The 14,579-nt window shown below is 62.7% G+C and carries 10 protein-coding genes; 1 reads left to right on the plus strand and 9 read right to left on the minus strand.

All coding sequences use genetic code 11. The features are described 5' to 3' along the window. Positions 1 to 26: 26 nt before the first annotated feature. Positions 27 to 719 carry a dienelactone hydrolase family protein gene (locus MHY87_RS09590; protein WP_239351308.1) on the minus strand — a complete coding sequence of 231 codons (693 nt, stop codon included), beginning with the start codon at positions 717 to 719 and terminating at the stop codon, positions 27 to 29. Positions 720 to 1,014: 295 nt separating this feature from the next. On the opposite strand from MHY87_RS09590, the gene MHY87_RS09595 reads away from it, so the two are divergent. Beyond that, on the plus strand, positions 1,015 to 3,036 hold the full coding sequence (locus tag MHY87_RS09595) for an AI-2E family transporter (RefSeq protein ID WP_239351310.1): 2,022 nt from the start codon (positions 1,015 to 1,017) through the stop codon (positions 3,034 to 3,036). 240 nt (positions 3,037 to 3,276) lie between these two features. Here the strand turns inward: MHY87_RS09595 and MHY87_RS09600 are convergent, their stop codons facing one another. From MHY87_RS09600 to MHY87_RS09635, 8 genes are all read right to left on the minus strand, one after another. Continuing rightward, positions 3,277 to 4,104 (minus strand): ABC transporter ATP-binding protein, encoded by an 828-nt coding sequence (locus tag MHY87_RS09600; protein ID WP_239351312.1) that lies wholly within the window; start codon positions 4,102 to 4,104, stop codon positions 3,277 to 3,279. Next, complete coding sequence (locus MHY87_RS09605; RefSeq protein ID WP_239351314.1) at positions 4,101 to 4,958, minus strand: ABC transporter ATP-binding protein; 858 nt, start codon at positions 4,956 to 4,958, stop codon at positions 4,101 to 4,103. Before MHY87_RS09605 ends, MHY87_RS09600 begins: the two co-directional genes overlap by 4 nt. Positions 4,959 to 4,960: 2 nt before the next feature. Continuing rightward, positions 4,961 to 5,875, minus strand: coding sequence for an ABC transporter permease subunit (locus MHY87_RS09610; RefSeq protein WP_239351315.1), 915 nt, complete (start codon positions 5,873 to 5,875; stop codon positions 4,961 to 4,963). Then, a complete protein-coding gene (locus MHY87_RS09615; RefSeq protein WP_239351316.1) occupies positions 5,872 to 6,882 on the minus strand; it encodes an ABC transporter permease subunit in 1,011 nt (336 codons plus the stop codon). Before MHY87_RS09615 ends, MHY87_RS09610 begins: the two co-directional genes overlap by 4 nt. Before the next feature lie 66 nt (positions 6,883 to 6,948). Continuing rightward, the gene (locus MHY87_RS09620) at positions 6,949 to 8,550 is read right to left on the minus strand and encodes an ABC transporter substrate-binding protein (protein ID WP_239351317.1); all 1,602 of its coding nucleotides are present in this window, start codon (positions 8,548 to 8,550) and stop codon (positions 6,949 to 6,951) included. 323 nt (positions 8,551 to 8,873) lie between these two features. Then, complete coding sequence (locus MHY87_RS09625) at positions 8,874 to 10,955, minus strand: tetratricopeptide repeat protein (protein WP_239351318.1); 2,082 nt, start codon at positions 10,953 to 10,955, stop codon at positions 8,874 to 8,876. After that, positions 10,946 to 12,040 carry a glycosyl hydrolase family 8 gene (locus MHY87_RS09630; RefSeq protein WP_239351319.1) on the minus strand — a complete coding sequence of 365 codons (1,095 nt, stop codon included), beginning with the start codon at positions 12,038 to 12,040 and terminating at the stop codon, positions 10,946 to 10,948. Before MHY87_RS09630 ends, MHY87_RS09625 begins: the two co-directional genes overlap by 10 nt. Then, positions 12,037 to 14,577, minus strand: coding sequence for a cellulose biosynthesis cyclic di-GMP-binding regulatory protein BcsB (locus MHY87_RS09635; RefSeq protein WP_239351320.1), 2,541 nt, complete (start codon positions 14,575 to 14,577; stop codon positions 12,037 to 12,039). The genes MHY87_RS09630 and MHY87_RS09635 overlap by 4 nt, the downstream gene beginning before the upstream one ends. Between the last annotated feature and the right edge of the window lie 2 nt (positions 14,578 to 14,579).

Raw genomic sequence — 14,579 nt, forward strand, 5'->3', positions numbered from 1 at the left:
GTTTTCGTTATGCCGTTGTAGCGGCCTCAGCCGCCCATCGGAAGAGGTGCGGCGTCAGCTCCGACCAGATAGCGGCGCAGGAAGGCGAGGGCGGTCTGGGTGGCGTCCTTTTCCGCCGCGCCGCGAAAGCCGTGGCCCTGGCCCGGATAGACTTTTACCTCATGCGGCACGTTCTGCTGGCGCAGCAACGCTTCCACCGCATAGGCGTTCGCCACCGGCACGATAGGATCGACTGAACCGTGCAGCACCAGGGTGGGTGGCAGGCGCGCGGCGGTTGCAATCGCGCCCTGGGGCAGGGGGCCGAAATAGTTCACGAGGGTCTTCACGCGCGGATCCGTCGAGGAGACGGCAAGACCCAGAGCCGCACCCAGCGAAATGCCGATGATGCCGATGCGGCCCGCATCCGCGCCGGGATAGTCGGCGGCGAAGCTCAACGCGTCCTGCACCGTGTTCATCCAGGGCATGAAGTTCTGGAACAGGGTGGCGAAGGAAGCCCGTTTCTCGCCCGTCCGGTCGAGATAATGGACGAGGTGCACCTGATAGCCTGCTGCGGCGACTTCCTGCGCGCCTTTGCGATATTGCGCGTTATAGCTCAACCCGTCGGCCCCATGCAGCATGAGCAACGCGGGGCGTTGCGTGGCCCCGGCGGTCTGAAAGGTCTCGACGGCAATGGTCCTGCCGCCGCTCGTGAAGCGATTGCGCTTTTCCTGAACCGGCATGGATGGGGCTTGATCCTCTTGGGCATGAAGAAGGAAGGGGAGGCGGCGAGTGCCGCGCCGGCCAAGAAGGCTGCGTCTCGTGAGCGACATGGGTTAAATTCTTGGGCGAAATTCTTGGGAAACCTTGGAAAGAGGCCAGAGGGTATCCTTGAGATGGGAACCGTTGGCCACGGTCCCAGATGGCAAAAGGTCTCAAGTTTGCTTTGTGCCCAACGGCCAAGGATCGTTTTTGCGGTTCCGAACGTTGTTTGCTACCGGCGAGATGTTCTCGCGGCGCAGCAGAGATTCGAAGCCGATGCCCTCACCGCCGACCCCAGCGACGCCCCCGGAAACGGAGATCCAGCCTCCCGGCGTCCCAGGCCTGTCCGGCCTGATGACCCTGGCCGTGGGCGTCGTCGTCCTGGCGGGGCTCTATGTAGGCCGGGAGGTCTTCCTGCCCGTCGTCCTCTCCGTCCTGCTCGCCTTCGTGCTCGCTCCCTTCGTCGACGTGATGCGCAGGTATCTGGGGCGGGTTCCCTCGGTCATCATTGCGGTGCTCGTGGCCGTGGGGATCATCGTGTCCCTCGGCGGGCTCATCGGGTTCCAGCTGGCGGGCCTGGCCTCCGACTTCCCTCGCTACCAGACCACCATCGAGAGCAAGGTCGGCTCCCTGCGCGAAGGCGCGCTAGGCAAATTACCGGGTCTCATGCGGGATTTCGGACGCCGGTTCGACAAGGCCGTAGCTGAGAAGCCGGAAGAGGAAGCCGCATCCCAGGCTCCCAGCGCGGCAGCACCGCCCGCACCGGAGGAGCCGAAGCCTCTGCCCGTCGAAGTCCATGAGCCGGCTCCGTCGCCGACCCAGGTGGCGCGCGATATCCTGCTCCCGTTGCTCAAGCCCCTGGCGACCATGGGCATCGTCTTCGTGGTGCTCGTCTTCATCCTCATGCAGCGGGAGGATCTGCGGGACCGCATGATCCGCCTGTTCGGCTCCAGCGACCTGCATCGCACCACCGTGGCCATGGACGACGCGGCGCGGCGCTTGAGCCGCTACTTCCTGATACAACTCGCGCTGAATGCGAGCTTCGGCGTGGTGGCGGGCCTCGGCCTCTGGGCCATCGGCGTGCCGAGCCCGGCCCTGTGGGGCGTTTTCGCGGCGCTCATGCGCTTCGTGCCTTATATTGGCTCCTTCCTCGCGGCAGCTCCCCCCATTCTGCTTGCCGCCGCCGTCGATCCCGGTTGGTCCATGGCGCTCATGGCGGCTGCTCTGTTCGTCATCGGCGAGCCGCTGATGGGGCATGTGGTCGAGCCCGTCGTCTATGGCCAGAGCACAGGCCTGTCTCCCTTCGCTGTCGTGATTTCGGCGATCTTCTGGACATGGATCTGGGGTCCTGTCGGACTGCTTATCGCAACGCCGCTCACTCTTTGCCTCGTCGTGCTCGGGCGCCATGTAGAGCGACTCGAATTTCTCGATGTGCTGCTCGGCGACAGGCCCGCTTTGACGCCAGCGGAAAATCTCTATCAGCGCATGCTCGCCGGCGATCCGGACGAGGCGCTGGACTCGGCGGAAGTTCTATTAAAGGAGCGCTCTCTCACTTCCTATTACGATGAGGTTGCGCTCAAAGGCCTGCAGCTTGCGGCAAACGATGCCACGCGCGGCGTGCTCACCCATCGCCAGCTCGATCAGGTGCGCGATGTGATCAAGGCGCTCGTGCAGGATCTCGGCTCGCATGACGATGTGGAGCCCAAGCCTCATGAGACGCAGGACGAACCGGTTGCGTCGCCGCAAAGCGAGAAGCCGGAAATCAAGGAGCCTGCCGTGATCGGCGAGATGCCGCACGAGGACAAGATCGCCGAGGCGTGGAAGACGGAAGGCGCCGTCATGTGCATCGCAGGCCGCGGTCCGCTGGATGAGGCCGCCTCCGAGATGCTGGCGCAGCTGTTGAACAAGCATGGCCTCGGAAGTAGCCTCGTGCGCCATGAAGCGGTTTCGCGCTCAGCGATCTTCAATCTCGACATGAGCGGCGTGCAGATGATCTGCATCAGCTATCTGGAAATCAGCGGCACGCCGGCGCATCTGCGCTATTTGCTGCGCCGCCTCAGAAAGCAGGCTCCGAAGGCTCCCATTCTCGTCGGGCTTTGGCCTGCGGAGGATGCCGTTCTCAAGAGCGAGGCGATGCGCTCGACCCTAGGCGCGGATTACTACGTCTCGTCGATGCGCGATGCAGTGGTGCGATGCCTGAAGGTCGCCACGGGCGAAGAGGAGTTGCCGCAGACCGTTACGACGAAGCAGGCTGCGAACGAGGCGGATGCGGGAAAGCGTCTGCCGCTGCCGGCGTAAAGGTTTCGTTTCATCATCCTAAACTCTCATCCTGAGGAGGCGCGTCAGCGCCGTCTCGAAGGATGTGCCAGAACGCACTGGATCCTCCTTCGAGACGCAGTCTACGACTTCTCCTCAGGATGAGGTGGGAGGATCTGAAAATGAAAAATGGCCGGGACAAGCCCGGCCATGACATTAAGCAAATCTGGTGGACGATCCCGGGTTCTGCTGCGCAGCCCCGGGATGACTGCTTAAAAATTCTCAGGCAACCTTCTTCCGCGCCAGACGCGCCTTGATGCTCGCGGGATCCGCATTCGGCGTCGCCGCGAAGAGCGTCTTGGTGTAGTCGTGCTTCGGATCGGAGAACACCGCGTCGCGGGTGCCGTATTCCACCGCCTCGCCGAAATACATCACCATCACCTCATCGGCGATGTAGCGCACCACCGACAGGTCGTGGCTGATGAAGACATAAGTGAGGTTGAACTCGTCCTGCAGGTCGGCCAGCAGGTTCAGCACCTGTGCCTGAACCGACAAGTCGAGTGCGGAAACCGGCTCGTCGAGAACGAGCAGGCTCGGATTGAGCATCAGAGCACGCGCAATCGCGATGCGCTGGCGCTGACCGCCGGAGAACATGTGCGGATAGCGGTTGTAATGCTCTTCGCCGAGACCGACCTTCTTCAGCATGGCCATGGCGCGGTCACGGCGCTCGTCGGCCGGCACGCCGCCTTGGATCACCAGCGGCGCACCCAGAACATCGCCGATCTTCTGGCGCGGATTGAGCGAGCCGTAAGGATTCTGGAATACGATCTGCACTTCGCGGCGCAGATCCTTCGTCAGGTCACCTTTGGTGATGTCGACCTTCTTCCCTTGAATGAAGAGATCGCCGGACGTCGCAGGGTCGATCAGCGTGAGAATGCGCGCAAGCGTGGACTTGCCGCAGCCGCTCTCGCCGACGATGGCAAGGGTCTTGCCCCTCTCGACCGTGAAGCTCACGCCCTTGACGGCGTGGACGACGCCGCCCTTGGAGAAGAGGGTTCCGGGCAGTTGGTAGTCCCGGACGATGTTTTTGGCTTCGAGAACAACACTCATGATACGGCCGCTCCGGCGATCTCGCTTCCGTCCTTGAAATAATCGGCGATGGTGGGCAGGCGGTCGCCCGTCGCGTTGTCGGGCAATGCGGAGAGAAGGGCCTTGGTGTAGTTGCTGCGCGGGTTCTCGAACAGCGACAACACGTCGGATTCTTCCATCTTGCGACCCTTGTACTGCACCACGACACGGTCGGCGGTCTCAGCGACCACGCCCATGTTGTGGGTGATCATGATCATGCCCATCCCGTGCTCGGCCTGCAGCTTCACGAGAAGGTCGAGGATCTGCTTCTGGATCGTCACGTCGAGCGCCGTGGTCGGCTCGTCGGCGATCAGGAGCTTCGGGTTGCAGGCGATGGCCATGGCGATCATCACGCGCTGGCACTGGCCGCCCGACATCTGGTGCGGGAACGAGTCCAGGCGCTCGGCGGGATTGGGGATGCCGACCGCGGTCAGAAGCTCGATGGCGCGTGCGCGCCGTGCCTTGCGCCCAAGGCCGAGATGGAAGCGCAACACTTCCTCGATCTGGAAACCGACGGTGTAGCATGGGTTGAGGCTTGCCACCGGCTCCTGGAAGATCATCGCGATGTCCTTGCCGACGATCTTGCGACGCTCGCCATCCGACAGTTTCAGAAGATCGCGGCCGTTGAAGGTCATCTTGTCCGCGGTGACTTTCGCTGTCCAGGGCAGGAGGCCCATCACGGCGAGCATCGACACGGACTTGCCGGAGCCGGATTCGCCGACGATGGCTAGAACTTCGCGCTCGTGCACTTTCAGCGATACGCCGTCGACCGCTCGGAACATCCCGGAGGTTGTCTGAAACTCGACGACGAGATTCTCGATTTCAAGAAGCGCCATGATCAGGACCTCTTCAGCTTGGGATCGAGCGCGTCGCGAAGGCCGTCGCCCAGAAGGTTGAAGGCCAGCACCGTGATGAGGATCGCGAGACCGGGGAAGGTCACGACCCACCAGGCACGGAGCACGAACTCACGCGCGTCGGCCAGCATGGTGCCCCATTCCGGCGACGGCGGCTGCGCGCCGAGGCCGAGGAAGCCGAGCGCGGCGGCGTCGAGGATCGCAGTCGAGATGCCGAGCGAGGCCTGCACGATAAGAGGTGCAGTGCAGTTCGGCAGCACTTCCTTGAACATCAGGCGCAACGGTCCGGCGCCGCTCACGCGGGCCGCCATGACGTAATCCTTCGAGACCTCGGTGATGACGGCCGCGCGTGCAAGGCGCACGTAATGCGGCAGGATCACCAACGCCACGGCCATCATCGAGTTCATGAGGCCGGGGCCCAAGATCGCCACGATCACGATGGCGAGCAGGAGGCTCGGCAGGGTGAGGATGATGTCCATAAGGCGCATGATCGCGATCTCTGTCACGCCGCGCACATAGCCGGCGATGAGACCGAGGATCGTGCCGACAACGATCGAGACCGCCACGACGATGATACCGATCAGCAGCGAGAGGCGCGCGCCGTAGATGAGGCGCGAAAGCATGTCGCGACCGATCGGGTCCGTGCCGAGCGGATAGGCGATCGAGCCGCCTTCCTGCCAGAACGGCGGCTTCAGGGCGATCGTTGTGTCCGTGATATAGGGAGAGTGAGGTGCAATCACATCCGCGAGGAGAGCGAGCAACACCACGATCACGATCACGACAAGGCCGGCAACGGCCCCGTGATTGGCGCTGAAATAGCCCCAGAATTCGCGGAAAGGATGGGGAGGGGTGGCCGTCGGTGCAGCGACGGCCGGAGCTTCCATGGTTTCAGTGGTCATCGCGTATGCCTAATGCGCGGATTGATGAGGCCATAGGTGAGATCGACAAGCAGATTCACGCTCATGACAATGGCGCCGACAAGCAGGAGGCCTCCCTGGAGAACAGGGTAATCGCGGCGGAAAATCGCCTCGATCAGCCATTTGCCGATGCCGGGCCAGGAGAAGATCGTCTCGGTCAGAATGGCGCCGGTGAAGAGCACGCCGATCTGAAGGCCGATCACGGTCACGACCGGGATCATGGCGTTGCGCAGTGCATGCAGGGCGATCACGCGGAAGCGTGAAAGACCCTTGGCCTTCGCCGTGCGGATATAGTCCTCGCCCAGAACCTCGAGCATGGCCGAGCGCGTCATGCGGGCAATGACCGCAAGCGGCACAGTGCCAAGCACGATGGTCGGCAGAATCAGATGTTCAACGGTCGAGAGGAACGCGCCCTCGTCTTCCGACATGAGCGAGTCGATCAGCAGGAAGCCCGTGACCGGTTCGATATAATAAAGAACGTCGATGCGGCCTGAGACCGGCGTCAAGCCGAGCTGAACGGAGAACAGCAGGATCAGGATGAGGCCCCACCAGAAGATGGGCATGGAATATCCTGTCAGGGATAGACCCATCACACCGTGATCGAAGATCGAATTTCGCCGGACCGCCGCCAGAATGCCGGCCGGAATTCCGAATATCAGGGCAAACAGGATGGCGCAGACGCCCAGTTCGACCGTTGCCGGAAACAGGGTTTGGAATTCGGTCAGGACGGATTCACGCGTAACGACCGACTTGCCAAGGTCGCCGTGCAGGACGCGGTTGATATAGATTCCATACTGAACCAGCAAAGGCTGATCCAGGCCGAATTCTTTTTTCAATTGCTCGTGGCGTGCGGGATCGATGCCGCGCTCACCAGCCATGGTTTCGATCGGGTCGCCGGGGACGAGCCGGATCAGGAAGAAGGCCACCAGGGTGATTCCGATAAAGGTCGGAATGAGGAGGCTCAGACGGGTCAGGATGAAGCGGATCATGTCTTATAAAACGGAAAAAGGCGGAGCAGCCAGAAAGCTGCTCCGCCGGAGGCCAATGGAAAAGCCTTACTTACCCTTAATGTCAACACCGTAGAAGGTGTGGCGACCGAAGGGCGAGAGCTTGAAGTCGACGACTTCCTTGCGGACCGGCTTCAGCTGCACGGCGTGAGCCACCGTGAACCAAGGAGCCTGCTCCTTGAAGATCACCTGGGCCTGCTCGTAGAGCTTCGTGCGCTCAGCCTGGTTCGTCACGACCTTCGCCTTGGTGACGAGATCGTCGAAGGGCTTGTAGCAGAACTTCGCGACGTTCGAGCCGGAAGCGGTCTGTGCCGAGGCGCAGCCGAGCAGGGTGTGCAGGAAGTTGTCCGGATCGCCGTTGTCGCCGGTCCAGCCGAGCTGCACCATCTGGTGTTCGCCAGCCTGGGCGCGCTTGCGATACTCGCCCCACTCGTAGGACTTGATCTCAGCCTTCACGCCGATCTTGGCGAGGTCGGCCTGCATCAGCTCGGCCATGCGCTTGCCGTTCGGGTTGTACGGGCGCTGGACGGGCAGGGACCACAGGTCGGTCTCAAGGCCGTTCGCGTAGCCAGCCTCGGCAAGAAGCTTCTTGGCGGCTTCCGGGTTGTACTCATCGTCCTTGATGGACTTGTTGTACGACCACTGGGCGGGCGGGATCGGGTTGGTGGCCGGAACGCCCGAGTCGAGGTAGATCGCCTGGACGAGAGCCTTCTTGTTGATCGCCATGTTGAGCGCCTTGCGGACGCGCACGTCGTCGAAGGGCTTCTTCGTGGTGTTGTAGGCCAGGTAGCCGATGTTCAGGCCGGGCTGGTCCATGAGGGTGACGTTCGGGTCCTTCTTGATGGCCTCGAGGTCAGCCGGGTTCGGATACGGCATCACGTGGCACTCGCCCTTCTGGAGCTTCGCCCAGCGGACGGAAGCGTCAGGGGTGATGGCGAACACGAGATCGTCGATCTTTGCCTTGCCGCCCCAGTAATCAGGGAAGGCCTTGAAGCGGACGATGGCGTCCTTCTGGTAGTTAACCAGCGTGAACGGGCCCGAGCCGATCGGATCCTGGTCGATCTTCTCAGGGGAGCCGGCCTTCAGCATGGCGTCGGCATATTCCTTCGACTGCACGCCAGCCCATTGCATGGCGAGGTTCGACAGGAACGGAGCTTCAGGCTGGTTGAGCGTGATCTTGACGGTGTAGTCGTCAACCTTCTCGACCGACTTCAGCAGCTTGGGCATGCCCATGTCGGTGAAGTAGGAGTGGTTCGGGCTCGTGACCTTGAAGTAAGGATTCTCTTCCTTCCACTGACGCTCGAACATGAACACGATGTCGTCGGCGCTCACGTTGCGGGTCGGCTTGAAGTTCTTGTTGGAGTGGAACTTCGCGTTCTTGCGGAGGTGGAAGGTGTAGACCGTGCCGTCAGCAGAGATGTCCCACTTCTCGGCGAGGCCGGGGACGACCTTCGTGCCGCCGCGCTCGAAGTCGACGATGTTGTCGTAGATGTGCTCGTTCACGTCGAACGAGGTGCCGGTCGTGTTGATGCCGGGATAGAAGTTCTCCGGGCTGCCCTCGGAGCAGTACACGAGGGTTTTGGCTGCCAGCGGGGCGGCTGCCAGGAAAGCCGGAACGCAGATAGCTGCGAAAAGGGCTGATTTCTTCATTATCTAGGTCCTCTGAGACGGCCTACATGGCCGTTCTGTGACGAAGTTAAGGTGCGAAGCCCCAATAAAGTCAATCTGTCACGACGGCCTTGGCTAATTTTTAGAAGAAATTTACCATTTCATGCCGCTTCGCGCAGTTTTTTTCAAAAACCGGACCGTTTCAATTTTCCGAGATTCCAAGGTGTTTGACGAGGATTTCGCCACATTCCATCCACAGCCGGCGCAAACCGGGATGGTTTCAGGCCGGAATGCAGCTTCGGTAAGGTTAAGACCAACTTCCGCAGGTCTGATTCATGACCGGAAGGGTCGTCCAAGCGAATGCGTTACTGACGGTTGGGGATGCTCGCTTCCAGGACGGCATTCAGGCCGACGCTGGCTTCTTCGGAATAGCCCGTGCGCTGGACGGCTCGGAAAACTTTCTCAGCGTCCTTGTGGCGACCGAGCTTGAAGTAGGACCAGCCGCGGATCAGCATGAGATCGTTCTGCTCCGGCACGATCCGCGCCCGCTCGCTCAAGGCCAGGATCGTTTCCACGTAGCGCCCGTCGCGATAGGCGGCGAGCGCCCGTTGCGCGAGAATGGAGGCGCCGAGCTCCACCCGGCGCTGGCCGGTCTGCGGGGCTTGGGCCGCAGCGACGGCGGCCTCAGAGGTCAGATTCTTGCGCAGATAGGCGAGGGACTTGCCATAGGCAGCCTCCTCGCGCGTGCGGGCACTGCCGCGCCGGATGGCCTGATCGAAGGCGTTCACGGCCTCCATGGGGCGGTTCGCTTCCATCAGGCACCAGCCGAGAGTTAGCGCCGCGTCGGGAGCCATGCCATCGGCGCTGCGGGTCATGATGCAGTTGCGGCGTCCGCTCGTGCTGCCGGTTGCAGTGGTTGTACGGACCCTCGGCTCCACCTCGACGGCGGTGCTGCGCTCGACCACCACGCGCGGTGTCTCGGCCTGGACGGGAGCGGGCTGCGTCGTCTGAGCCTGGGGGACGCGCGGTTGGCCTGGGCGGACAGGGGTGGTGCCGTCAGCAAGATCCGCGATGCGCTCGGAGCGGTTGCGCCATTGTGCGACGATGGCATTGAAGCCGGCCTTGTCGTTCAGGCGCTGCGTGGACAGGGCAAGGCCATAGGCCGAAGGCTCGTCCTCGGCCCGCCAGTTCAGGGCTTGGCGGAACCAATCCCGCGCGGTTGCGAACTGACTGGTGTTGTAGGAGTACCAGCCCAGAGCCTGGGCCCCGTCCGGAAAGCGCTGGCTCGTGACGACGGGCACGATGCGCGACACCACGCGGGGCTCGAGACGTGGCGGCGGGTCCTGGGTCAGCAGGGCGGTCGCCACGTCGAGATAGACCTTCATGTTTTCCGGCGCCTTGTCGCGCCAGTCATAGGCGAAGGCTTCCGCTTCCGCGATGCGCTCCAGCGCGCGTAAGGACATGGCATATCCTTCAGCGGCCTTGTTCCCGCCATTGCGGTCGAGAGCGGTCTTGAACAATTCAAGCGCCCGCGCGGGATTGCCATGGTGATAATTGTACCAGGCCAGAACCAGCACGGGGCCGGGCTCGTTCGAATTGCGGATCAGCCGTTCGACGACGGCGAGGTCTTCCGCCGAAGCGGTCGTCTTGTCGTCGTTCGAGGCGCGCTCCACGCGGCGGCGGGCCAATTCCTCGCGGATCGAGTCGAAATTGTCGGGCGCCTCGCCCGTCTTCCGCTCGAACTGGAGCAGATCTGCCACCTGCGTTTCGGGAAGAACGGTCAGCGCCTTCTGCAAGGTTGCGAGGCGCTCGCCGGGATTGCCGCAATTGGTGAGGAGATAGGTATAGACGTCTCGTGCGCGATTGGCCTGATCGGTCTTGGCGAAGGCCTCGGCGACGCGCCAGAGCACGTCCACGTTCACGCAGGTCAGAAGATTCGGGTTTTCCGTCGCAACGGTGAGAACCGTGCGCCACTGGCTGGAATCGGATGCGTTGGTCAGGCGGCGGCGCGCCTCGACGGAGTTGAGCGCCGTCGTCAACTCCTCCGGCGGCTTCCAGTTCGGGTCCGTGGACTGGCGCTCGGCGATGGCCGCGCGCACCTCCGCGATGCGGTCCTCCTTATAGAGGTTCCACAGGCGCTCGATGATCGGATCGACGGCCACGGCAGGGCCGGACGACAGCTGAGACAGGTCGCTCGGCGGCGTCCAGTTGGGATAGAGCGCGCGCAGGCGGGCGATCTCGGCGTTCACGCGGCGGGTGTCGCCCTGAGATGCGAAATAGCGAAGGGCCGATTCGTCCACCTGCGGCTGATTGGGAGAGGCAGGCGTGCCGGGAGCAGGGGAGGGCGCAGGAGAAGGCTGTGTCCCGCCGGGTCCAACTTGTTGCGCGATTGCCGCGAAGCCCAGTACCAGGACCGCAATCGTTATGGCGCTGCTAGCTAGACGCATTGCGGATGTTTTTCACCGAGCCAGGACTTCGTCATCAGATACAGGGTCGACGGATAATAGAGCTGCGGCTCGAACGTCTTCAGCGTGTCCGGAACGGGTGTTCCATCCAATACGCAGGCCAGCGCGGCCGAGAGGATGGCATAGCCTTGATCGTTGAGACGCTCCCGGACATTTCCGGTCACGACATTGACGACGGCAACCCCTTCATTCTCGGCGGACCAGCGTACTTTAAGCGCTCGCAACCACTCCAAATCGGTCATTCCTGCCCTGAGAAGGTAAAGCGGTATCCTTAAGGAGTTGTAACCAAATTCCGGAGGGAAGCCGTCGGCAGGCTTGGTCTGCATTCTGCTCTGGATGGAGAGCCAGTCCGCGGGGAGGCGAACCCGGCCGGACGTTGCCTGCTGGAGCAGCGTGACTCCCTCCCGCCAGACGCGGGTCCATTCGTATTCCGGCGCGAGATTCGCCAGCACCGGAAAGGCCTCGAACACCCAATAGGAGAGATTGATCACCGGGCCGTCCGGACGCTCTCCCGCATTGAAGCCCTCCGCCCCGGGCAGAAGAAAGACGTTTCCTCCGCTGCGGCCGAAAGTATGCTTGCCGATAGCCGCCGCGAGCTTCTGTGCGGCGGTCGTATAGCGTGGCTCGTTCCAGGCCGTGCCCGCCTTCGCCAGTGCATAGGCGATGAGGATGTCGCCATCGGTCGCGTTGTTGCGATCGGAAACCCGGGGCTTGGCCTCGGGATCCCATTTCCAGGACACGAGACCGTCGTCGCGGATCAGGAGTTCGGTGAAGGTGAATGTCCAGATTTTCTCGAAGCCGGCGCGGTCGTTGGCGGCAAGCGCCAGAAGAAGGCCGTAGCCCTGCCCTTCACTGTGGCTGATATTGCCGTTGGCATTGTCGACGACGCGGCCGCTATCCTCGATGAACTTGGAGCGGTAGGCCTCCCACTCGGCGGTCGGCAGGGTGCCGACAACGTTCAACGGCTGCACACTCACGTTCTGGGCTGATGACATCGAAGAGGCGATCGAGAGCACTCCCGCGAGAAGGCAGGACAGAAGCAGGCCCCGTTTCGCGAAGCCCCTCATGAAGGCCGTCCCAGGCGTTTCAGGAGCAGATATGTTCCGCTTCCCAGGAAAAGGCAGAACACCACCATGAGCAGGGCATATTGAAGGATGTTGGCGGACATCCAGTTCGCCGCGACAAGGCGCAGGTTCCACAGCGAGAAGGGCTGTGTCTGGACGAATTCGTAATCCTGAATCGGTTCGACCTGCAGCCTGAATTCGCGCGGGTCGAGCGCGACGGCGCGGCCTGAAACTTTCGACCACAGAAGAGGATCCGCGAGGCGGGCCATCTCCTCCGCCAGCGCCTCTTCGGAACGCGCCGTCACAAGTGTCCAGACGCCTGCTTCCGGAGCCCGGTTTTGCGCGATGAGAAGGGTCGAGCGCTGCGGCGGCTCATAAGGGTTGTCCCGACGCTGATTCAGTGAGAGGGACGAAACTGACAGGCTGAAGGTCTGTTCCATCCAGTCCTGAATGGAGCCGAAGGTCTGCTGCAGAACGCCCTGCCTGCGGAACGATTCCGACCAGCGCTTGCGCACCTCGTCGGTAGATGCCGTGCCGTTGCGGTCTACGGAGTTCTGCTGCACGTTCATGCTGAATTCCGTGCTGGCGAGCTTCTGAGACGATGCCTCGGACTGGAGCGGCGTTGCGGGCCAGACCATGCGCAGATGTTCCGAGACGCGCACGCGATTCAGGAGGCCCGCGGGGATCTGGTCGACGGCGCCGATGAAGAGAACGGATTCATCGTCCGCGGAGACCGCACTGGCGAACTGTGTGCGCATCGGCCGACCGGCGCTGCGCGCCATGCGCGCCAGAAACGTGCCAGCGGCTGATACGTTCAGCGTGTCGGGGCGGGCGAGAACCACGGTCGTCGGCACATCCTCATTGGGGAAATGGCCCGCGCTCAGAACGCCGAGATCGGGCTGGCGTCCCATGCGTCCGAATTCCGGAAACTCGAGGCTGCTGGTGTCGAACAGAACGAAGCGGTTCGTTTCCGAGAGCGTCTCGCCAGGCACGCAGCGGTCATCCGCATCGGTCAGGAGGCCGATTTCCACCGAGACCGTGTTGAGGCCGGACTTGAAGTTCTTCAGGGGCAAGCGGATGGTGTGGCGCTTGACGACGTCGCCCTGCGCCGTGATCACGAGCTGCGTGCCGATCTTGTCATTGACGAAGATATTCACGTGGCTGCCCGGCTTGACCGCCGTGGTATAGGCCACGTCGAGATAGACCAGCGCTTCGCCGTATTCCGTCGCATAGAAATCCGGCGGAAGATTCAGCATGAACCGGCTTCGCAGGCGACGGCCCGAGAATTCCTGCGTCGCGATGCCGAGATCCGCGAAGCGGAAGGAGTGGCGGCCGAAAGCCGTGTTCACATCCGGCCAGTGCCAGGACGCCGTATCGACGATGCCGCTCTCCGCATTCGCGGAATTCGTGACCTGCGCGCCGATGAGGGCGATGGCGGAGTCCAGATCGTTCCAGCCGGGGCCGGACACGACGAGCGTGGAGCCGGTGGAGCCCGCCTCCTGCATCATCATGGTCAGGGGTTGGGACATGGCCGCATCCGGCAGGCCCGGAACCAGCCCGCGCAATTCGCCGGCAGGTCCCATCACCACCTTGATCGTGCCGATGGGTGACGGCCCCGGATCGGATTCCACCACCTGGATCACGGGACGGGCATAGCGTCCGCGCAAGGCGATCAGCTGCACGAGGCGCAGCAGGCGTTCACGGATTTCGGGACGGTAGACCTTAGGCGCGACGACGCGGATCGTCGTGACGCCTTTCGCATCGACGCCGATGGCGGGAAGGTCTTCGAGGCTGCGCAGGGTCTTTGTGGCGCCCTCGGCGAAGATGAGCTTCGTGGAAGCCGAATCCACATCGGTCCAGAGCTCATAAGTCGCGTTGATGGTGCAATCCGTACGATGGCGCTGGAAGGCTTCCATGCGAATGAAGTTCGATCCCGCACGCAGCAACCCTGGGCGGACCGAGGCAGTCACGCTCTTAATGGTCTCGGAGGACTGGATCGGCGTGTCGACCACGGTTTCGCCGTTGATCACGATCCTGAGGCGCGAGGCTTCGGGCATCACAACGACGGCATTCTTGTAGCCGACGGCGATGGATGTACCGCTCGACGCTTCGTCCTGCGTCAGGTGGAACGTCCAGGATTGCGCGTCCGTCTCGCCATCGAGGCGCATGGTCTCGAACGGCAAGATCGGACGCTCGATGCGCGTTGCGCCAGGGCGCGTCGGTGACGCGGCAATGGTGGGCCTGGGAGCGGGACGCGGCGCGGAATTCGGCGCTACCTGAAAAGGCGCTGCGCCATTCATCGGTGCAGCGGGCGCGCTTTGCGGAGCCGTCGATTGCGGTGTGGGCGAGGAGCCGCGCATGTCGAAGCTTGCGGCAGGCGGAGCATCGGGCTGCGGCGTCTGAGGCTGCACGGGCGGACGCGGATCGGCTGATGGCGCGCCGGGCGTCGTGCCCATGTTGAATGGAGCGGGTTGCGCCGCTGCCATCCGTGCTCCCAGCAGTTCGAAAGCGATGAGGAAGGGGATCAGAAGGGAGCGCACGA

The organism is Microvirga sp. ACRRW (assembly GCF_022346925.1).
Taxonomy (GTDB): domain Bacteria; phylum Pseudomonadota; class Alphaproteobacteria; order Rhizobiales; family Beijerinckiaceae; genus Microvirga.